Source organism: Streptomyces sp. CBMA152, assembly GCF_014596475.1.
GTDB lineage: Bacteria > Actinomycetota > Actinomycetes > Streptomycetales > Streptomycetaceae > Streptomyces.
Genome location: NZ_MECJ01000002.1, coordinates 724,837 through 743,770, shown reverse-complemented (window position 1 = coordinate 743,770; position 18,934 = coordinate 724,837). Strand labels below are relative to the sequence as shown.

Below are 18,934 nucleotides of genomic sequence, written 5' to 3'. Positions count from 1 at the left end.
CCATCATAGGACGATGGATTCACGCAATCAAAAGGGCGAAATAAGTTTCCGGTAACTCTTGACAGGTGAGGGTGGGGAGGGGAGATTCGGAGGGACGGAGTCGGGTGGAGTCCTCATGGGGAGCCTGCCATGAAAGATCCAGAGTCGTTCCCGCAGTTTCCGCAGGCCACGGACGCCCTGACGGGCGCGCCCGTGGACCTGCTGGTGCATCCTGTCGGCGGATCCGGCGTGGTCCTGGTCGCGGGCGACCTCGACCTCGACAGTGCGCAGGCCCTCTACTGCGCTATGCGCGAAGCACTCGACCGCTCGACGGACGGCCTGACCGTCGATCTGCGGGGCGTTGGCTTCTGCGACTGCTCCGGGCTCAACGCGCTGCTGCGTATCCGCCACCGCGCCCTGGCCCAGAGCAAGACCATCGGCATCCGGGGCGCGGGCCCGCAGGTGGCAAGACTGCTCACAGCAACCCGCACGCAGCCTCTGTTCGCCACGGCCGGCCCCACTCGCCCCGGCCATCGCCCTGACCGGGCCTCGGTGTTCTCGGCGTGAACGAGAGCGTCCCTGCCGAGAACACCGAGGCCCTGCACCGCGAAGTCGAGCAGTTGCGCCGGGCCATTCAGACCCGCCCGGTCATCGACCTGGCCCGCGGCGCACTGATGGCCACCTTCAGCCTGAGCCGCCAGGACGCGTGGGACGTACTGGTCACCGTGTCCCAGCACTCCAACAGCAAACTGCGCCAAGTCGCCGAGTACGTCCTCGGCTCCATCAACGGCGAGTCCCTGCCCGAGCCGCTCCAGCAGCAACTCGCAGCAGCCCTCGTCCCGTTCCGGACCAAACCGGACATCCCAACCGGCACACTGAACGCGCCCGCCACTGCACCGGACACCGCGGAGGCCATAGCAGAGTAAGCCGCCCCCCGGCCGGAGCACACGGCGTACTGGAGGTTGATAACGATGGTTCCCCTGCTCCTCGTTCTGCTGCTCGCTCTGATCCTGTTCGGTGCCGGGTTCGCACTCAAGGCCCTGTGGTGGATCGCCATTGTGGTCCTGGTGCTCTGGCTCATCGGGTTCGTCGCCCGCCCCCGCGGCGGAAGCGCCCGCTGGTACCGCTGGTAGCAGCGACCCCGGTTCTCCTGCCAGGCCTGCGCGCGAGCCGCATGGCCCCGAACACCTGGTCATTGTGCCCTCCAGCGGGGGGCTGAGTCCCGCTTGGCCGGACGCTCAACCCCTCGCACCAGGTGGCTGGGGCAGGCGGTGCGCTGCGATCCGTGCGTCAGCCTGCCCCACCGGACACGCACTCCGGGGCTCGCCGTCCGTAAGAGGTCATCTACCCGACGCCTGCAGGCGCAACCAGAACGCGACCCTCTCCCCCGAGCTCGACTAGGGTGGCAATACCTACGCTGACACCTGAGCTGCGACGAATTCGCCTTCGCAGCCTCGTACAAGAGTGCAGGCCTCACAGAGGCCCACGATCCCGGATGCGCGGGGTGACGCTCACCGAGCAGGTGGAAGCACTGACCGTGCGGTACGGACGCCGGACACCGCTGCTACCACGGTGCTCAGCGCGATCGCGGTAGCCCTGAGCTGTCCCTGATCACCCGCGTCTGTTGCTCGAAGGGCCCGCGCGGACCGTCCGCGCCATAAGGCCGCGCTGAACGGGCCATCAGACCAACGACGCCCGCCAGATCGAAGGCGTACGGACTGAACCGATCGGCCAGCAGCGGATGAACCCGACCGCCCCCACTCCAGATCATCAGACATAGTCCCTCGCCAAGAGAGCCAGCCCAGGCGATTCGTTTCTGCCCGGCACGTGATGCCACGCGACACGCCTGCGGGCCGCTGTCGGAGGTCCACGTCCGGGTCGACCACCAGTTCCGCGGCTTGGGCGTCACGAACCGTTGGCTGCCGGCTCGGCCTGGCGTACAGCGTCGTGGGCGGCCAGGGCGGCGCGCAGGGTCAGGGTGTCGGCGCCCCGGGAGGCGTCCAGACCGGTGAGTTCGGTGGCCTTGCGCAGCCGGTAGTCGACCGTGTTCGGGTGCACCTGGAGTCGGGCGGCGGCCTGGCGCCGGTCGAATCCCCGTGCCAGGAAGGCGCGCAGCGTGTCGAGCAGCTCCGGGCGGTCGTCCAGCGGGTCGAGCAGTGCGGCCAGCCCCGCCCTGGCCGGGCTCGGGCGGCTCAACTGGTACTCCAGCAGCACGTCGTCGAGCAGGTACAGCCCGGGTCCCCGCCCGGACGCCTGCGCCACCGCGCGCACCTCCCCGGCCAGCCGGGCGGCCTCCGCGACCCCTTCGGGCGCCGCGAACGTCGCTGCGGCCAGCAGCTCGGCGCCGCACATCCGGCCGAGCTGCTCGACCAGATCTGACGGCCGCGCCCGGTCCGCCCGGCCGCAGTCGGCCGGCGCAGTCGCGTACGGGATGAGCACCAGCCCGCCCTCGCCCGACAGGACGGAGAGCGGAACGCCAGTCGTCTGGCGCTGGATTTCGTTGCGCAGCCGTCGGAGCTTGCGGCGGGCGGCGACCGCGTGGTTCACCCCGGGCACCAGCTCGTCCGGGTGCGGCCCCATCGCGATACTCAGCACCAGGTAGCAGGCCGGCAGCTGAACGCCGGCCCGGTCCGCGGCGCCCTGGGGGCTGCCGCCCTCCAGCAGCCGCGACAGCAGCGCCTGCAGCGCGACCTGCTCGTCGCTGAGCGCCGTCTGCCGCTCCTGCACGTACCCGGCGGCCACCTCGCAGCTCACCAGCCGCAGATACGCGAGCAGTTGGCGCTGCACCAGCAGTACGTCGGCCAAGTCGCCCGGTTCGGCCGCCGAGAAGACCTGGGCAGCGCACTCCTCCGCACCGAGGTGGTAGGCACCGACCACGGCCTCCAGCGGTACGCCCTCGTCGGCGCGCCGGGCCGACGACTCGCGGATGGCCGCCGCCTCGGTCTGCCCGGGCATCTCCCCGGTGCACAGGACCGCAGCGAAGCTCCGTATTCCGAGGGTCACCTGCTTGGCGATGTCTCCGCCGAGGTGCTCCGCCGGCAGCGTTCCGTATACGGGGAGCCGCTCGACCAGCCGGACCATCACGGCGCGCTCCAGCGCACCGGCTGCGTCCTGGAGCCGCTTGTGCACCGGCACACCACCGAATCGCGGCACCTGGTCCCGTTCCACGGCGTTGGAGCCGGTCACAATCCACCTCGCACATCTCTGTTCCCCACCCCGGAGACTCGGCCGCTCACCGGCACCATGATGTTTCCGGGACATCACTTACTGGTTGGTAACACGACCGACTAGTGGATGGCCAGATGTGGCAGGACCGCGGCCGCATCGTTCACGAAATCCCCTGCCGGGGGCCGCCCGCCCCGGCCCGACGCGCCGCGCGCCAAACCCTCCGCCGGCACGTGGGACCCCCACACAGGAATCGAGGAACGCATGTCCAAGGCAGCCATCCGCCTCCTCTCCATCGCCGTCGCCACAACCGCGGCCATGTCCGCCGTCCCGGCCGCCACCGCCGTCGCCGCCACACCGGCCGCCGCGACGGCCTCGGCCAGCGACCCGTTCTACGCCTACACCGGCAGCGAGCCGCTGTCCGCGTTCGCGCCGGGCACCGTACTGAAGACGCGGACCCTGCCGTACCACGTCCTCGGCATCCCCACGCCGCTCAAGGCGGTCCAGCTGCTGTACCGCACCACCGACGCCCAGGGCCGCCCGGCCGCCAACGTGACCACGGTGGTGCGCAGTCCGACGGGAGACCACAGCAAGGCCGTCTCCTACCAGTCGTTCTACGATTCGCTCAACCCGGAGGACAGCCCCTCCCGGGCGATCGCCGGCGGCGTCACCCTGGGCGGCGTGATCCCCAACGCGGAGTCCCTCTTCATAGCGCCGCTGCTGCTGCAGGGCTACAACGTTGTCATCCCGGACACCGAGGGACAGCAGGCGAACTTCGCCGCCGGACCGGAGTACGGGACCAACACCCTGGACTCCATCCGCGCCGCGACCAAAGCGGCCGAGACGGGACTCGACTCCTCCACGTCGTTCGGCCTCATCGGCTACTCGGGCGGCGCCATCGCGACCAACTGGGCCGCCACGCTCGCGCCCAGCTACGCACCGGACGTGAACCGCCGACTGGTCGGCTACGCCGAGGGCGGCCTGCTCGTGGACCCGGCGCACAACCTGAAGTACGTCGACGGCTCGCTGGCCTGGACCGGCGTGATCCCCATGGCCGTCATCGGCGTCTCCCGCTCGTACGGCATCGACCTCAAGAGCTACCTCAACAGCTACGGCCTGAGCGTCTACAAGGACCTCGAACGCGGCTCGATCGTCAACGCCCTCGGCCACTACCCGGGGCTGACCTGGAAGAAGATGGCGAAGGCGGAGTACGCCAACCCCAACTCGATCCCCGCCTTCGTGACGGCGATGAACAAGCTCAACCTCGGCTCCGCCGCCACCCCGGCCGTCCCCGGGTTCATCGGCCAGGGAAACGGAGGCGTCTTCGAGGGGACCTTCAGCAACCGCCCGGGCATCGGCACGGGCGACGGCGTGATGGTCGCCGGAGACGTGCGCTCGCTCGCCCGGAAGTACTGCGCCACCGGCAGCTCCGCGGTCAAGTACAGCCAGTACGACCTGCTCAGCCACACGGGCGCGACCCTCGCCTGGGCACCCGTCGCGCTGGGCTGGCTCAACGACCGCTTCGCCGGCCGCACGGCCCCGTCCGACTGCGGCCGTATCGCCAGCGGCAACGCGCTCACCCCGGAGGAACCCGCTCCGCTGTCGTGATCGCGGTGCCTCCGCGGCACAGAAGGCCACCCTCACAGATCTCGGCATCGCCACGTTCCCGGCCGCCGAGCGCGCGGAGCTCCTGTCGAACCGCGGCATCCCCAGCGCCGACGGCTCGCGCGGGGTGGTGACTCCGGCCCCTGGGACAGAGGCGGCGGCACCGCAACGGCACGTCCTGGCCCTCTCGTTCGGCGCCTGCGCCCCTGGGCGCAGGCGCCGAACTGGATGAGAGCCTCCGGCGGCTCCCCCGCCTCCCGAGACCAGGAGTGCCCCGTCGCATCGATGTGAAAGGGCATCACCTGCCACGGTCTCCCGATCAGGCGGCCCGTCAAACCACAGGACCCGAACCACGTCCGGTCCGCCGACCGCTTTCACGACCGCCCGGCACCGGCGGCTGGGGGCGGCCGGTCCGCACAGACGCACGATCTCATCACCTGATCGTGAGTTCCTGCGGCCGCAGGCAGGGTGCACCGCGACTCTGGAAGGGGTGGCATATGACGGGCGCCCGCTCGGCCGTGCCGTAAGTGAGGGGATGCCGTGACAGGGGATACGGGACGACGCAGAGGCTTGGACGAGACAACGGTCCTCTTGGCGGCGGGCCTCGCCGACCTGGCGGTGAGCACACTGGCCTCGGCACTGAGGACCGTGTCGGCAGCGTTGCACCGCTCGGACGCCGCCGAGCTGGCGGCGGACGCTGAGCACGATCTGCTGGCGCGCGGCCGCCTGGTGATGGACCGGTACGCGGCCGCCCCGCCCGCCCACCTGGAGATTCTCGCCCAGCACGCGCTGGCTCGGCGGGCCGGCGATGATGCCTGACCGATGGGAGGCTGCCGCGTTCAAGACGCGGGTCGATGACGTACTGCACCAGTTCGTGGCCGCGGAGGCCGTGCAGCTGGCAGCCATCGATCCTCTTCTCGACCCGGTGGCACGCGAGTTAGAGTCCGCGGTCGCCGACGGCAAGCGGATGCGGTCGGCGTTCTGCTACTGGGGCTGGCGCGCGGCGGGGCAGCCGGACAGCGACGCCATGGTGCGAGCGGCGGCCTCGATGGAGCTGGTGCACGCCGCCGCGGTCGTGCATGACGACCTCATCGACGACAGCCCGTTGCGGCGCGGCCGGCCCACGGCGCACATCGCGCTACGCGGTGCGGTACGCCGTCGGCCGCGTGCCGTAGCCGCCGCGAGGTCGCTCGCGATGCTGGTGGGGGACCTGCTGATGTCGCTCGCCGGCCAGCTGTTCGCCACCAGCGGCCTGCCCGCCGCCTACCTGGCGCGGGCCCGCCCGCTGTGGTCGCTGCTCGCCCGGGAGCTGATCGCGGGCGAGTGCCTGGAGATCCTGCGCACCGGGAGCCTGCCGGACACCTCGGCGTCGCTGAAGGTGATCCGGTACAAGACCGCCAAGTACACCGTGGAGCAGCCCCTGTTGATCGGTTCCGCCCTCGCCGGGGCCGGTGAGCGACTGCGGCAGGGCTGCTCCGCGTACGGGCTGCCGCTGGGAGAGGCCTTCCAGCTCCGGGACGATCTGCTCGGACTGTTCGGCGACCCGCAGCGCACGGGCAAGGCCAACGCGGACGATGTACGCGGCCACCGACCCACCGCCCTGCTGGCCGAGACGTGGCGCCTGGCCGACGAGAGCGAGCGGCAGCGGCTCGGCTCGCTGCTCGGCCGCCGCGATCTGGACGAGCAGGGCCTGGCTGAGGTCCGCGCGGTGATGTGCCGGGTGAAGGCCCCCGACCGCATCGAGGCCATGATCGCCGATCGGGTCGAGGAGGCCCTGGCCGCGCTGCACACCCTGAACGCACCGGCGCCCGCCGCAGCTGCCCTGATCACACTGGCGCGCTCCGCTGCGATCCGTCTGTCCTGATCCGCACCCCACAGGAGCGTGTGTGCCGTCTCCGGGGACATGCCGCTGTCTGTCGCCGACCACCCGTCAAGGACGAGGAGCCCTGTCATGACCTACACCGAGGCATCCATGGACGCCCTGCGGCGAGCGGGTGACGAACTCGCCGATGCCACCGTGGCCACGCTGTTCGAACGGGGGGAGGTGGGCAAGTTCAACACCCTGATGCGGTACGTCTCCACCGTCGGCGCCCCCTTGCCGGACGGGCTGCCCGATGTGGCGCGGGAGTACCTCCAGGTCACCAGTACGCCGCCGACCTGGGTGGACTGGGGCGAGATGGAGCGGGCCCGGCTCTTCTTCATCGACAACAACGTGCACATCTCCACCGCCCTGTCCTTCGCCTCCATGCCGGCCTGCTACGTCGTCCCGCACGTGGCGCAGCTCCTCTCGGCCACCCACGGCCTGAAGTACCCCTCCAAACGGATGGCGGAGACGGGGCAGTTCACCGTCTATCTGATGCAACCCGACGCCTTCGAGGCAGACAGCCGGTTCATTCCCGCGGCCCAGAAGGTCCGCCTCCTGCACGCCTCCATCCGCCACCACCTCAAGCGCGAGAACCGCTGGGACATCGCAACGCTCGGCACGCCGATCTGTCAGGAGGACATGATCGGCGGGCAGATGTTCTTCTCCCTGCTCGTCCTGGACAGCCTGCACCGCCTCGGCATCCACATGTCCACCGAAGGCGCCGAGGCGTACTACTACGCCTGGCGCGTGGTCGGTGCCATGCTCGGCATCGACCAGAACGCCGTCCCCACCACCCTTGATGAAGCACGGCAGTTCCTCGACCTGTACATGCTCCGGCACATGGCCCCGTCCGACGAAGGCGCTCATCTGACCCGACAGCTCATCGACCTCTACGAGGAGATCGTGCCCGGCACCTTCTTCGACCCGATCGTCTCGGCGCTCATCCGCCACCTCGTCGGCGACACCTGTGCCGACTGGCTCCAGGTGCCGCGCAGCCGCTGGGACACCGTCGTCAAGGCGGTGCCGCACCTCCTCGGCGTACTGGAGACGATCGAGGACCGCTCCCCCCTCGGAGCCTGGGCGCTCGACCGCCTCGGCCATCTGACCGCCGTCCTGGAACTGTCCTCCCTCACCCGTGGACGCGTCATGCACTACGCCATTCCGGAACAGCTCAAGAAGGACTTCGGCGTCGAAGGGACGGTGTCCCGCACCCACCGGTGGACACCACCGGCCGCCACGGTCTCCCCCTGACGCCCGCATTCACACGACCAGGTTCTCCACGCTGCAGGACGCCGGTGAGCACCGGGGCCCGGTCCGGTTCCATCCGGCCAGTCCTCGCAGCGTGCCCTCCAGATCACGCTCGCCGTCGGGAGTCTGAGCACCTCTGAGCACCGTGGGCCAGTGCACCGCGGATCAACCGCTCGGCTGCCGGGGCGGGCGAACTGGCCCACCCCGGCAGCATGTTCCCGCAGGAGAACCTCGGCCAGGTCCTCGGGAACCATGGCGCGCTTGGCTGCCGCGATCACGCCCTCGGGCGGCGATATGCTCGCGCAAAGGACCGCTTCTGACGGTAACGCGGCGTGCGCCTACGGTTCCGCGTTGTCTCTTGCGGGTCATGAGTGCGGCTCTTGACCCTCACGTGACGTCAGGCTGCATAGTCGGTGCCGTGGAAGATCACTGGACCGTGGGGCGCGTGGCCGAGCTGGCCGACGTGAGCGTCCGCACGCTGCATCACTATGACGCGATCGGGCTCGTGCGTCCGTCGGCGCGGACCTCGGGTGGGTACCGGGCCTACTCGGCGGGTGACGTCGAGCGGCTGAGGGAAGTGCTGGCCTATAGGCGGCTGGGCTTCGGGTTGCGGGAGGTTGCGGAACTGGTCGGCGACTCGTCCACCGACGCGGTCGCGCACCTGCGCCGACTGCGTGGCCTGCTGCTGGAGCGGCGTGATCGTGCTGACGCCATGGTGGCGGCCATTGACAGGGAACTTGAGGCACGGGCGAGGGGACTGAAGGTGACACCGGAGGAGCAACTGGGGATGCTCGGTGCACGGTTGTACGACGCGATCGGCGGCGCTTACACGGCGACGCGGCGTACCGAGCCGCGGATCGCAGCGCAGATCCTGGACGCGCTCGGGGACGCGCGGACGGTGCTGAATGTCGGGGCCGGCACCGGCTCCTACGAGCCGGCTGATCGCGAGGTGACCGCGGTGGAGCCGTCGGAGGTCATGCGGCGTCAGCGGCCTGCCGGCTCGGCGCCGTGCGTGGCCGCCGCCGCGGAGAGCCTGCCGTTCGCGGATCACTCCTTCGACGTCGCGATGGCCGTCTCCACTGTTCACCACTGGGGGGACCCGATAGCGGGGCTGCGCGAGATGCGGCGCGTTGCCCGCCGCGTGGTGGTGCTGACGTTCGACACCGACGAGCCCGGATGGCAGGACCGGTTCTGGCTTACCCGCGACTACCTGCCCGAGTTCGCCACCGTCCTCGCAGAATTTCCCTCACTTGCGGGGATGGCCGACGCGATCGGCGCCCGCGCTGAGCCGGTGCCCATCCCGTGGGACTGCGCTGACGGCCTGTTCGAGGCGTACTGGCGCAGACCAGGGGCGTATCTGGAGGAGCACGTCCGCCGGGCGATGTCGGTGTGGACGAGGGTCGGGCCGGACGCCGAGCAGCGGGCGGTGCGAAGCCTCCGCGACGACCTCGACTCCGGCCGATGGGCTGAGCGCAACAGCGACCTCGCCCGCCTCGACACGGCAGACCTCGGCCTCCGCCTGCTCATAGCTTGAATGGGCACTGGTCCGGACTGACCCGGGTTACATGTGCGGCGTGCGCGGCTCCGTATCACAGGCCCAGGGTCTGGGCGGCCAGGGCTGTTCCCTTCACCCGGGCTTCGATCTTGGCGAAGGCGGTCTCGCGGGAGGTGGAGGTGTCGTCTGCGAACGGTGAGAAGCCGCAGTCGTCGCAGGTGCCCAGCTGGTCGACCGGGATGTGGCGGGCGGCGAGCAGCACCCGGTCGCGTACCTCCTCGGGCGTTTCGACGATCGTGGTGATCGGGTCGGTCACCCCGACGAAGACCCGGATGCCCGGGCGCAGTTGGTCGGCGATGATCCGCAGTACGGGCTCGGGGTCGGCCTCGCTGGCGAGCTGGACGTAGAAGTTGCCGACCTTGAGCTGGAAGAGCTTGGGCAGCAGCCCGGCGTAGTCGACGTCCAGGCTGTGGGTGGAGTCGTGATCGCCGCCCGGGCAGGTATGCACGCCGAGCCGGGCCCGTTCGGCCTCGGTGAACCGGCCGAGGACCTCGTTGTTGAGCGCGATGAAGTCGTCGAGGAGTGTGCCGCTCGGGTCGAGCTTGAGGGAGAGGCGGCCCTCGGTGAAGTCGAGCTGCACCACGTGTGCGCCCGCCTCCAGGCAGCGGCGGATGTCGGCCTCCGCCTCGTCGGCCAAGTCGCGCAGGAACGCCTCGCGGGGGTAGTTGTCGAGGGGTTCGGCCGGGTAGAGCAAGCTGAGTGCCGAGGGCGCGATGACCGCCTGCTTGAGCGGGCGGTCGGTGTGCCGCCGGGCATCGTGCAGGTAGGTGTCCGCGTGGACCTGGTAGCGGAACGGTCCTGCGGTCAGACGGGGCAGCTGCCGGGTGTGGCCGTCGGCGAACGGGATGACGGCGCCCGCTGGGTCGAGGGTGGCCAGACCCGTGATCGGGTAGGTGGCGAAGCTGGGCTTGGCCTGCTCGCCGTCGACCAGGACCGGACAGCCCAGCTCCTCCAGGCGAGCCAGGGTGTCGACGGTGGCCTGCTCCTGGAGCTTGGCCAGTTCGGCATCGTCCAGGTGCCCTTGGGCGTGCTCGGCAAGGGCTTCCTGGAGGGCGCGCGGGCGAGGGATGCTGCCGATCGGCTCGGTGGGGATGCTCATGGGCCGGACCATAGGAAGCGCCTTCGGCCCGGGCAAGAGGGCCCGGACCTGCCACGCCGCCACCGACCCCGCCGAGGGCGTGGCCGCGCCCGAGCACCGCAGGCATATCACCGCAGGCCACCGCCCCGCTGAGGGGCGCCTTTCGAGACGGTGCGCCGGGGCTGTAGGGACACGTTCGATGAGTGGGAGCGCTTCTGAAAGTTCACTGCATCGGTGGGCGTTTGCTGACAGGGAGTTGACCAGGGCGCCTCGCCAGGTCAGGGCCCACCCCGTTGTTTTCTCGGCGAGAACTGACACCGCCGGCGAATTCGCACGTGACTGCCAACGGGCCTGCTCGGAGCGGGATGATGGGCTTGGCTGGCGTGGCGGCGCTTTCGCGAGGGTGATGGTCGGCGACGCTCGCGTGCAGGTGGCCACGGATGCCCTCGCGTCGCGGCCCGGACATGGTCAAGGTCAGGCCGTAACTTCGGTACCACTCCGTGTCGTTGGCAAAGTCCGGGTTTGAGCGTGACCGCGACGAGCCGAACTGACGAGCCTGCGGGTTGCGTCCGAAGTCGACGAGGTCGAGTTGAGAGGTCTCGGTCCGGTGCAGGACCCACCCGTAGATGATCTTGAGGAGGGTGGCGTCGCGGTAGGCCGCCAGGGCGCCCTTGCGTTTCGCCCGCACCGCTCGTTCGACCTGTTCGTCGGCGTAGGCGAGGAAGAGCTGCAACGCTTCCCGGGCGAACGGCTTCGCCTCCGGGTCGCCCTCATAGTCGATAGATTGACGATAAACACCGTCATCTCGTTCGAAACGAAAGAGCGAGGCTACGGCCAATGCCCCGTCTTGTACGGGTGTTTCGAGTGTTCCAGACTCAGCCCATGCCGCCTTATCTGGTCGCGTTCCTCAGCATGATGGTGCCTATGGTCGGCACCGCCCTTCTCGCGCGGGTGCTGCACCGCCGCAAGGGGCAGGCGGCCGCACCGGCCGGGAGACGCGATCAGCGAGGCCGGGGAGAGTCCGTCGGCACGCTGCTCGGCATGGTCGCCGCACTCTATGGGGTGTTTCTTGCCTTCGTTGTCGTTGCGGTGTGGGACAACCAGACCCAGGCTCGCAACAACACTTACACCGAGGCCAATACGGTGGCCCGACTCTACTTCACCAGCCGCAACACCACCGGACCACAACGCACCAAACTCGCCTACGGCGTACGGGATTACGCCCGCACACTCGTCGACGATGAATGGCCGGGTATGGAGAGTGGCCATGACAGCGCCAAGGCCTGGGATGCCCTCGTCAAGCTGCGTGAGCAAGCCCAGGCCTACGACACAGCCACCGGCGGCCAGCAGAACGCCGCCAATCTCATCCTCGGCGACGTGGAGCAACTTGCCGACAGTCGAAGGCTCCGCCTGGACGCCATGCCGGGCATCGTGCCGTCGATACTGTGGGCCTGCCTCTTCCTCGGAGCAGTGCTCACCGTCGGCTTCTCCTTGGCTTTGGAACACTCGGGCACCCCGCTGCACACCGGCATGGTGGTTGCCACCACGGCGCTGCTGGCGTTTCTCCTATGGCTGATCTGGGCGCTCGACAGCCCGTTCAGCGGGGTGCTACGGCTGGGCCCCGATGCACTCAACGCCGTCCTGTACCGGATCGACCGCTACCCGCTGTAAAGCCATACCCGGTATGAAGATCCCCTCGTACCGGCCGACGCGGCTTCACACGACGCGGCGCGGGTCAGCGCCCTGTGTTCGGAGGACTGAACCACGTCGCCGGTACTTCGGCAGGCGGATCTGGTAACGCGGGCAGGAGCGGGGCGGGCGCGATACAACCCACCCCCCGCTGACATCACACCCCCAGCGTGAGCCCCACCAGCCAGGCACCCCAGAGCATTGCCAGTCGTCTTGCGCCGCAGGACTTCTTTCACGCGCGTTGCGGAATCTTCTGTCCCCTGTGTCGGCACGTATCGGGGTCGTGTCCTTCCCATGAAGAGGCAGGCCGCAAGTCCGGCATGAGCGGGCAGACACCCTTTTATGCCACGTGACATGTGCGCGACGGATTGAGAGTGTCCGTGCTCATCAAGGCATCAGTCCCTCCTTGAAAGGTTCGGCGGCGATCCCGCCCAACTCCCCACGCCTGTCTGGAGACACCACATGTCCTCGCTCTCCCCCACCAGTGGCACTGCGCGCCGTCTGGCCCTCACGTCCGGCGCCGCCGTGCTCACCGGCGCCCTGCTCGCCGTCGGTGCTGTCACCGCATCAGCGGGTGCCGCGCCGGCGCACCACGAAGGCACCGGCGTCGCAGCCACCGCCCAGGCGCTCGGCCTGGGTGTCAAGGAGGAGCTGGTCGTCAAGGACGTCATCAAGGACGCCGACGGCACCGTCCACACACGCTACGAACGCACCTACGCCGGCCTTCCGGTCGTGGGCGGCGACCTCATCGTCCACCGGGCTCCCAACGGCGCCGTCAAGGACGTCACCAAGGCCGTCAACACCACCATCAAGGTCGCCTCGCTCACTCCGAAGCTGACGCCGACCGCTGCCACCTCCGCCGCGGTGAAGGCCGCCAAGGCCGCGAAGACCACGGGCGCCGCCACCGGCGACACCCCCCGCAAGGTCATCTGGGCCGCCGACGGCAATCCCGTCCTCGCCTACGAGAGCGTCGTCACCGGCACCAAGCGCGACGGCGTCACCCCGAGCCGACTGCGCGTCATCACCGACGCCAACACAGGCAAGAAGCTGTACGAGATCCAGCTGATCGACGACATAGCCGACGGCATCACCGCTCAGGGCGGCTCCAAGGCCGTCGCACCGGCCGGCTCCCGACTCGGCGCGGTCGGCACCGGCGCCAGCCAGTACAGCGGCACCGTCAGCCTGAACACCACCAAGTCCTCGACGGGTTACAGCCTCGTCGACAGTGTGCGCGGCGGCTCCAGCACCGTCGACCTCAAGCACAAGACGAGCGGCAACGGCACCGTCTTCACCGACGCGGACAACAAGTGGGGCACCGGCAGCCCCGCCGACAACCAGACCGCCGCCGTGGACGCCGCCTACGGCGCCGCCCAGACCTGGGACTTCTACAAGAACGTCCTGCACCGCAACGGCATCAAGAACGACGGCCGGGCCCCGGTCTCGCGCGTCCACTACGGCAACGCCTACCAGAACGCCTACTGGGACGACCAGTCCTTCACCATCACCTACGGCGACGGCGCTAACAACCAGCACCCGCTGACCCAGCTCGACGTGGCCGGCCACGAGTTCAGCCACGGCGTCACCTCCGCCACCGCCGGCCTGGAGTACTCCGGCGAGTCCGGCGGCCTGAACGAGGCCACCTCGGACATCTTCGGCACCGCGGTGGAGTGGAACGCGAACAACCCTCAGGACAAGGGCGACTACCTGCTCGGCGAGAAGATCGACCTCTTCGGCGACGGCAAGCCGCTGCGCTACCAGGACAAGCCGAGCAGGGACGGCCGCGGTTCGGCCGACTACTGGAGCGCCGGCGTCGGCAACCTCGACGTGCACTACTCCTCCGGCGTCGCCAACCACTTCTTCTACCTGCTGTCCGAGGGCAGCGGCGCGAAGGACATCAACGGCGTGCACTACGACAGCCCCACCGTGGACGGTTCCAAGGTCACCGGCATCGGCCGCGACAAGGCCGTACAGATCTGGTACAAGGCACTCACCACGTACTTCACCTCCACCACCGACTACCACGGCGCCCGCCAGGGCACCCTGAAGGCCGCCACCGACCTCTACGGCGCGAACAGCGCCGAGGTCAAGGCCGTGGACGCCACTTGGGCCGCCGTGAACGTCAAGCCCTGACCCCTGAACCACGCAGTGCCGCACCGGTACACAACCGGTGCGGCACTGCCGTATGACCCCTGATGGACCTGCCGCCTCCCCACGATGACGACGGCGAGGGACTGTCGCAGCCGGTCACCGACGGGGTGGGGTGCAGTGCCTGGCGCTTTCCTGGACGAAGGAGCAGAGCTGCCCGATGAATTTGCAAGCGCCTTGCGGGTCGCGGTCCGCTTTTGCCGGCGGGCCTTGGGTCCACTGCTGCCACAGTCCGCCCGGGGTGAGAAACCGTGCCGCGTGCCCGGTGCCGAGCCGGGCATCGAGGTGCAACAGCGCGCCGAGCGCCCGCGGCTGGTCGTAGAACAGATCCGCGCGTGGCAGGTAACGGTCCAGGTACGCGGCCAGCAAGGCCGCATCGGCGGAAGTCCCGAATCCGCTCAGGGCCACGCAGTAGGCCTGCCCCGCGTACGGCCCTTCGCTGGCCAGATCGACAGAAGGCTCCCGCCCAGCTTGAGGTATCGCCGCTCCGGTACGACGAACCGGCCGACCAGCTCCCGTAACTCCCGATCCCCACCCGGATGATGCATACACGCATCCTGCCGCACGAAAGCATGGCCTTCCACCGGCCGGTGGAAGGCCATGCCGGGCTACCGCCCCGGTCACCGAACTGCCCTCTCCTCTCAGCCGTCAGGCTGCGGAGGCAGACACACTCGCCCTTCATGTCACCGCGGTCCGCAGAGTGCTGCGGCAGCCACACCCCGACCCGGAGGAACCCGCCTCACCCGGCCGGATACGCCAGCAGTTCCTTGTCCGTCGCCTCCCATGCCGCCTTCAACTCACCCAGCAGCCTCGGCTCGTCCACAGCCCGGTCGGCCTGCTCGCGCCGGTCCTCGGCCAGGTTGAACAACTGGTCCTGACCGCCCTTTCCCCGGTAGTACTTCCAGTCCCCGCGGCGCAGCGCACGCTCCCCGCGCACACGCCAGAACAGCTCACGCTCAGCGAGCTGCTCGCCCTTCAGCAGATAGGGGGCAAGACTCGTCCCGTCCAGCTTGTACGCCGGATGCGGCCGCGCCCCGCCGATCTCCAGGAGCGTCGCCGTCCAGTCGGGGGTGAAGACCGGCTCCTGGCTGACCTGGCCGCCATCGAGACGCGCGGGCCATCGCACGATGGTCGGCACGCGGATCCCGCCCTCCTGGAGCGACGACTTGTTGCCCGAAAGCGGCCAGTTGTACGAGTAGCGCTCACCACCGTTGTCCGAAGCGAAGAACACCAGGGTGTCCCGCTCCTGCCCCGACTCCTTCAAGGCGCGCAGCACTACACCGATCGACCGGTCCAGGTCCTGCACCATCTGCGTGTACTTCTCGACGGAGCCACCGTCCTGGTGCCACAGCGCACCCTTGTCGCCCGCCTTGATCCTGCGGACGATCTCGGCGCTCTCCTCCTCGTCCCCGTCGGCGATCCAAGGCCAGTGCGGTGTGGTGAAGTTGAGATTGAGCAGCCAGGGCCGATCACCGTGGTCTCGCTGGACGTACTCGCTCGCGCGCTCGGTCAGGATGCGCGTGTAGTACCGCAGGTCCTTGTACGCGGCATCTCCCTCGCGTACGTCACCTTCGTACAGGTCATACTCCCCGCCCAGCCCCAGCTTCGAGTAGTACTCCAGAGCCCCGCCGAAGTTCCCGAAGAACTCGTCCCAGCCCGACTTCGTGGGCGAGTAGTCCGGCAGATACCCGCAGTGCCACTTGCGATGAGCGCGGTCGCATAGCCCGCCTCGCGCAGCAGCGAAGCCAGTGTGGGGTGCGTCGGTTCGAGCCCGACGGACCTGTCCGCGATCGGCTCCGCCAGACCGCCCTTCGTACGCCCGGGAAAACGCCCCGTGTACAGGCTGAACCGCGTCGGCGAGCAGGTCGCGGACCCGGCGTAGGCATCCGTGAACCGCACCCCCTGCCGCGCGAGCCGATCCAGGTTCGGTGTCTTGATGTGCGGGGCGCCGTAGGAGGAGAGATCGGCCCAGCCGAGATCATCGCCGAGGATGAAGAGAATGTTGGGCCTCTTGGCCCGCCGGTGCGGTGCGGCCTTGAACGGCCGTTCCTGAAGCGGGGCTTGGGCCTGGGCATCAGCGGCGGGCAGGCCGATCGCCGCGGCGGTGGTGCCTGCTGCGACGGCACCGCCGAAGGCGCGTCGGGACAGCTTGGATACGTACGAGGTCACGGTGCGCTCCTGAACAGGGCACGGCGCACCACGGCGTCACGTACCAGAAGAGAGTCGAGAGGGAGTCGGTTCAGACAGCGCGACGACAGATGGCGCTCGCGACACGGACCAGGTCGACGTGGCGGCGCTCCACAAGCGTGACCATCAGGTCACGGGGCAACTGCATGAGCCAGGAGCCTGGCTGAGCGTCTGTGTACCTGTCAACGACACAACCAACCTGTTCACAAGGGCTTCGTACACCGCATCCACCGCGGCCCGTCCCGCAATTCCACCAGGCCCGCGCACTCGCTCTCAACGACACCTCGCGGATACCGTCATCGCCAGCCGGCGGGGCTGGCCGCGCGTTCGTCGGTTTCTCCCTTGGCGGTCACCTCGGTGTTCTCGTGTCCACCTGTATGCCGCTGGACATGGTCGTTGAATGCTACGGCGGCTGGACCCTGGACGGCGGGATCCCGCTGGCCGAGCCGGAACCGCCACTGACCCCCCACGGCGCGGCAGCGATGGCCGCACACGGCACCACGCTGCTTGGCCTCGTCGGTGGACAGGACTTCCTCATCTCCATGGACGAGTGGCAGCGCCTGGGGCAACGCCTTGAGCAGGCCGGTGTGCGTCATGAACTGATCGCCTACCCCGCCGCCCAGCACGGCTTTCTGTGTGAGGACCGCCCCGAGAGCTACGACGCGGACGCAGCTGAAGACGCCTGGAAGCACATCCTCAAGGCCCTGACCCAGCTGTCTCACCAGGACTGATCACAGCCACTCGTTGATGACCGCCACGAGGCCGGTGGTCTCGTAGCGGACCGCGCGTTTGTCCTACCTCCTGCTCGGCCAGGCGAAGGACGACAGCTGTTCGGCATGCGCCTCGTCATCGTCGGGACCGCCCACCTCCAGGTCCGCGACCTCGACCACGGCCTCGCACTCGGCCACCACGGCATCGACGTCCTCGCCCGCGCCCGGTCCTCCCATGCCAAGAACTACGTTGCCGAGTTCAACAAAGCCCAGGCTCCGTGGCGGCGCGAACCTGCCGCCCGCGAGTTCATCCACCGCACCCGCAAGGAGCTCTGCGTCGCACGCGTGCGGGATCTGCCGAAACATACGAGCCTGACGAGCCACGGCGGGTTCAGCAGTCGAGGACGATCCTCTCGGCTCCGAGGTCGGCGATGACCTCAAGCCGTCCACCAAGGGCCTGGACGTAGGCGACAAGCATGCGCATGTCCGTCGTGCCGGGTTCTGCACTCTCGAACGCGGCTACCTGTTCCGGCTCGATGCCCATCCGCGCGGCCAGCTGCACCCGAGTGACTCCGGCGAGCCGACGCACGTCCTGTAGAGGGCGTGTCCGGTTGCGGTGCGCCAACTGGGCCGCGCCGAGGACGACTTCGTCAGCTGTGTCGGGGAAGTAGGTCTGCAGGAAGGACTCCCTGTCATGGTCGACAAGACCCGGTCCAGGTTGCCCGTGCCCGGTTGCCGGCCGGGCTGACGCGAGGTATCGGGCATCTGGCAGGACGCCGTGGTACCAGCCCCACCAGTCTCCCTGCTCATCGCCGATCGCCAGCACGATCACCGCGCCGGGCGGGTCGACGACGTACACAAGGCGAGTGTCGTGACCCGTCACCGCGCCGAGCCGCAGTTCCAGGAGCCGGGGTGGCGCAATGTCCTGAAGCCCGGTGATCCCGAGCCAGCCGCGTGCTTCCTGTTCGAGGGCGCTGCCGCTCGCCAGGAGTGCGGCCTGGGCCGACTCGGCCTCGGCGAGTGCCTCCTCTGCGGCCTTCCCCGGCACTTCGGGAGCGAGGGCCGGTTCGCCGGCATCGGCGAGAACCTCATCTACCGTGGCGTGGGCGCGGGCGGCGAGCACAACGGCCTTGCCGGTCTCCTTACGCATCCGGAAGACGTCCACTCGCCCTTGAAGGCGCTGAGCGAGAGTGCTCGAACGGTCTTCCAGGTTCCGCAATGCGTCGATGGTGCCGGAGATTTCCTCGAGTTGATCGCGCACGGCGGCCGCTCGGATCCGGCCTTCCGCTGCCAGGTCCGCCCGGCCCATGGCAAGCGCCTTCGTCACCTGTTCATCGAGCTTCGCGGCTTGCTGCTCCAGCTGGGTCGTCTGGAGTTCTACGCGACGACGCGAGGTCGCGATGTCGGCGATGGCGCGGCGGGCCTGTTGCAGAAGGTGAAGCAGGCGCTGGTAGGAGTCGTCGAGGAGCATGCCGATGTTCTGCTCACGCAGCACCGACTCCACCTCTACCACCATCGGCGGGCCCAGACGCGGCCCTTCGTCCAGGAGCGCGACCACGGCTTCGCCGACGAGCAGGGCAACGGACGGGTCTCGCGTCCGTATGCGGTTCAGGCTTGCCCGGGCCTCGGTGGCCATCCGTAACCGGTGGCTCATGAGCGTCCCCTCTCGATGAGTCCGTACCGGGACTGTGCCATGGGCTCGACGTGAG

Annotated in this window: 18 protein-coding genes and 1 pseudogene; 11 read left to right on the top strand and 8 right to left on the bottom strand. The window is 69.0% G+C overall.

Going from position 1 to position 18,934, the window contains the following annotated elements; all coding sequences use genetic code 11:
* Window positions 1-129 precede the first annotated feature (129 nt).
* The 3 genes from BG418_RS04290 to BG418_RS04280 are packed head-to-tail and all read left to right on the top strand — an operon-like array spanning window position 130 to window position 1,112.
* Window positions 130-546, top strand: a complete 417-nt coding sequence (locus tag BG418_RS04290) for an STAS domain-containing protein (protein WP_188272266.1) — start codon at window positions 130-132, stop codon at window positions 544-546.
* Window positions 543-905: an ANTAR domain-containing protein gene (locus BG418_RS04285; RefSeq protein WP_188272265.1), complete on the top strand. Its 363-nt coding sequence runs from the start codon at window positions 543-545 to the stop codon at window positions 903-905. Before BG418_RS04290 ends, BG418_RS04285 begins: the two co-directional genes overlap by 4 nt.
* Window positions 906-950: 45 nt before the next feature.
* Window positions 951-1,112 carry a DUF5670 family protein gene (locus BG418_RS04280; RefSeq protein ID WP_114037515.1) on the top strand — a complete coding sequence of 54 codons (162 nt, stop codon included), beginning with the start codon at window positions 951-953 and terminating at the stop codon, window positions 1,110-1,112.
* A 772-nt stretch (window positions 1,113-1,884) separates the two neighbouring features.
* On the opposite strand, the gene BG418_RS40740 is transcribed toward BG418_RS04280, so the two are convergent.
* Window positions 1,885-3,165, bottom strand: a complete 1,281-nt coding sequence (locus tag BG418_RS40740) for a helix-turn-helix domain-containing protein (RefSeq protein ID WP_317453493.1) — start codon at window positions 3,163-3,165, stop codon at window positions 1,885-1,887.
* A 243-nt stretch (window positions 3,166-3,408) separates the two neighbouring features.
* On the opposite strand from BG418_RS40740, the gene BG418_RS04270 reads away from it, so the two are divergent.
* From BG418_RS04270 to BG418_RS04250, 5 genes are all read left to right on the top strand, one after another.
* Entirely contained in the window at window positions 3,409-4,752 is a 1,344-nt protein-coding gene (locus tag BG418_RS04270; RefSeq protein WP_188272264.1) for a lipase family protein, read from the top strand.
* 537 nt (window positions 4,753-5,289) lie between these two features.
* Complete coding sequence (locus tag BG418_RS04265; protein ID WP_188272263.1) at window positions 5,290-5,568, top strand: polyprenyl synthetase; 279 nt, start codon at window positions 5,290-5,292, stop codon at window positions 5,566-5,568.
* The gene (locus BG418_RS04260; RefSeq protein WP_188272262.1) at window positions 5,558-6,613 is read left to right on the top strand and encodes a polyprenyl synthetase family protein; all 1,056 of its coding nucleotides are present in this window, start codon (window positions 5,558-5,560) and stop codon (window positions 6,611-6,613) included. The genes BG418_RS04265 and BG418_RS04260 overlap by 11 nt, the downstream gene beginning before the upstream one ends.
* 87 nt (window positions 6,614-6,700) lie before the next feature.
* Window positions 6,701-7,864: an oxygenase MpaB family protein gene (locus tag BG418_RS04255; protein WP_188272261.1), complete on the top strand. Its 1,164-nt coding sequence runs from the start codon at window positions 6,701-6,703 to the stop codon at window positions 7,862-7,864.
* Window positions 7,865-8,297: 433 nt separating this feature from the next.
* Window positions 8,298-9,395, top strand: coding sequence for a MerR family DNA-binding transcriptional regulator (locus BG418_RS04250; RefSeq protein ID WP_188272338.1), 1,098 nt, complete (start codon window positions 8,298-8,300; stop codon window positions 9,393-9,395).
* A 55-nt stretch (window positions 9,396-9,450) separates the two neighbouring features.
* On the opposite strand, the gene BG418_RS04245 is transcribed toward BG418_RS04250, so the two are convergent.
* Together BG418_RS04245 and BG418_RS39565 are read right to left on the bottom strand one after the other, a co-directional pair.
* Window positions 9,451-10,515 carry a cobalamin-independent methionine synthase II family protein gene (locus BG418_RS04245; RefSeq protein ID WP_188272260.1) on the bottom strand — a complete coding sequence of 355 codons (1,065 nt, stop codon included), beginning with the start codon at window positions 10,513-10,515 and terminating at the stop codon, window positions 9,451-9,453.
* Window positions 10,516-10,717: 202 nt separating this feature from the next.
* A complete protein-coding gene (locus BG418_RS39565; RefSeq protein ID WP_223184254.1) occupies window positions 10,718-11,332 on the bottom strand; it encodes a hypothetical protein in 615 nt (204 codons plus the stop codon).
* Window positions 11,333-11,376: 44 nt separating this feature from the next.
* On the opposite strand from BG418_RS39565, the gene BG418_RS04235 reads away from it, so the two are divergent.
* Together BG418_RS04235 and BG418_RS04230 are read left to right on the top strand one after the other, a co-directional pair.
* Window positions 11,377-12,165, top strand: coding sequence for a DUF4239 domain-containing protein (locus BG418_RS04235; RefSeq protein ID WP_188272259.1), 789 nt, complete (start codon window positions 11,377-11,379; stop codon window positions 12,163-12,165).
* A 480-nt stretch (window positions 12,166-12,645) separates the two neighbouring features.
* On the top strand, window positions 12,646-14,313 hold the full coding sequence (locus BG418_RS04230; protein WP_188272258.1) for a M4 family metallopeptidase: 1,668 nt from the start codon (window positions 12,646-12,648) through the stop codon (window positions 14,311-14,313).
* Between the two features lie 114 nt (window positions 14,314-14,427).
* Here BG418_RS04230 and BG418_RS04225 read toward each other — a convergent pair whose 3' ends face one another.
* From BG418_RS04225 to BG418_RS41090, 3 genes and pseudogenes are all read right to left on the bottom strand, one after another.
* Window positions 14,428-14,736 carry a DUF6000 family protein gene (locus BG418_RS04225; protein WP_317453492.1) on the bottom strand — a complete coding sequence of 103 codons (309 nt, stop codon included), beginning with the start codon at window positions 14,734-14,736 and terminating at the stop codon, window positions 14,428-14,430.
* Between the two features lie 331 nt (window positions 14,737-15,067).
* Window positions 15,068-16,497 (bottom strand): annotated as a pseudogene (locus BG418_RS04220) (sulfatase).
* A 70-nt stretch (window positions 16,498-16,567) separates the two neighbouring features.
* Window positions 16,568-16,642: a putative leader peptide gene (locus tag BG418_RS41090; protein ID WP_398997527.1), complete on the bottom strand. Its 75-nt coding sequence runs from the start codon at window positions 16,640-16,642 to the stop codon at window positions 16,568-16,570.
* Between the two features lie 46 nt (window positions 16,643-16,688).
* Between BG418_RS41090 and BG418_RS04215 the strand changes: the two genes are divergently transcribed.
* Entirely contained in the window at window positions 16,689-17,246 is a 558-nt protein-coding gene (locus BG418_RS04215) for a dienelactone hydrolase family protein (RefSeq protein WP_188272257.1), read from the top strand.
* A gap of 63 nt (window positions 17,247-17,309) precedes the next feature.
* Here BG418_RS04215 and BG418_RS04210 read toward each other — a convergent pair whose 3' ends face one another.
* Together BG418_RS04210 and BG418_RS04205 are read right to left on the bottom strand one after the other, a co-directional pair.
* Window positions 17,310-17,462 (bottom strand): hypothetical protein, encoded by a 153-nt coding sequence (locus tag BG418_RS04210; RefSeq protein ID WP_188272256.1) that lies wholly within the window; start codon window positions 17,460-17,462, stop codon window positions 17,310-17,312.
* 154 nt (window positions 17,463-17,616) lie between these two features.
* Entirely contained in the window at window positions 17,617-18,879 is a 1,263-nt protein-coding gene (locus BG418_RS04205; RefSeq protein ID WP_188272255.1) for a hypothetical protein, read from the bottom strand.
* Window positions 18,880-18,934 lie beyond the last annotated feature (55 nt).

What these genes read in the sequence shown, in the direction of transcription:
- BG418_RS04290 (WP_188272266.1), top strand. Translation starts at nt 130, where the DNA reads ATGAAAGATCCAGAGTCGTTCCCGCAGTTTCCGCAGGCCACGGACGCC.
- BG418_RS04280 (WP_114037515.1), top strand. Translation starts at nt 951, where the DNA reads ATGGTTCCCCTGCTCCTCGTTCTGCTGCTCGCTCTGATCCTGTTCGGT.
- BG418_RS04270 (WP_188272264.1), top strand. Translation starts at nt 3,409, where the DNA reads ATGTCCAAGGCAGCCATCCGCCTCCTCTCCATCGCCGTCGCCACAACC.
- BG418_RS04260 (WP_188272262.1), top strand. Translation starts at nt 5,558, where the DNA reads ATGATGCCTGACCGATGGGAGGCTGCCGCGTTCAAGACGCGGGTCGAT.
- BG418_RS04255 (WP_188272261.1), top strand. Translation starts at nt 6,701, where the DNA reads ATGACCTACACCGAGGCATCCATGGACGCCCTGCGGCGAGCGGGTGAC.
- BG418_RS04245 (WP_188272260.1), bottom strand. Translation starts at nt 10,515, where the DNA reads ATGAGCATCCCCACCGAGCCGATCGGCAGCATCCCTCGCCCGCGCGCC.
- BG418_RS04235 (WP_188272259.1), top strand. Translation starts at nt 11,377, where the DNA reads ATGCCGCCTTATCTGGTCGCGTTCCTCAGCATGATGGTGCCTATGGTC.
- BG418_RS04230 (WP_188272258.1), top strand. Translation starts at nt 12,646, where the DNA reads ATGTCCTCGCTCTCCCCCACCAGTGGCACTGCGCGCCGTCTGGCCCTC.
- BG418_RS04210 (WP_188272256.1), bottom strand. Translation starts at nt 17,462, where the DNA reads ATGGGAGGACCGGGCGCGGGCGAGGACGTCGATGCCGTGGTGGCCGAG.
- BG418_RS04205 (WP_188272255.1), bottom strand. Translation starts at nt 18,879, where the DNA reads ATGAGCCACCGGTTACGGATGGCCACCGAGGCCCGGGCAAGCCTGAAC.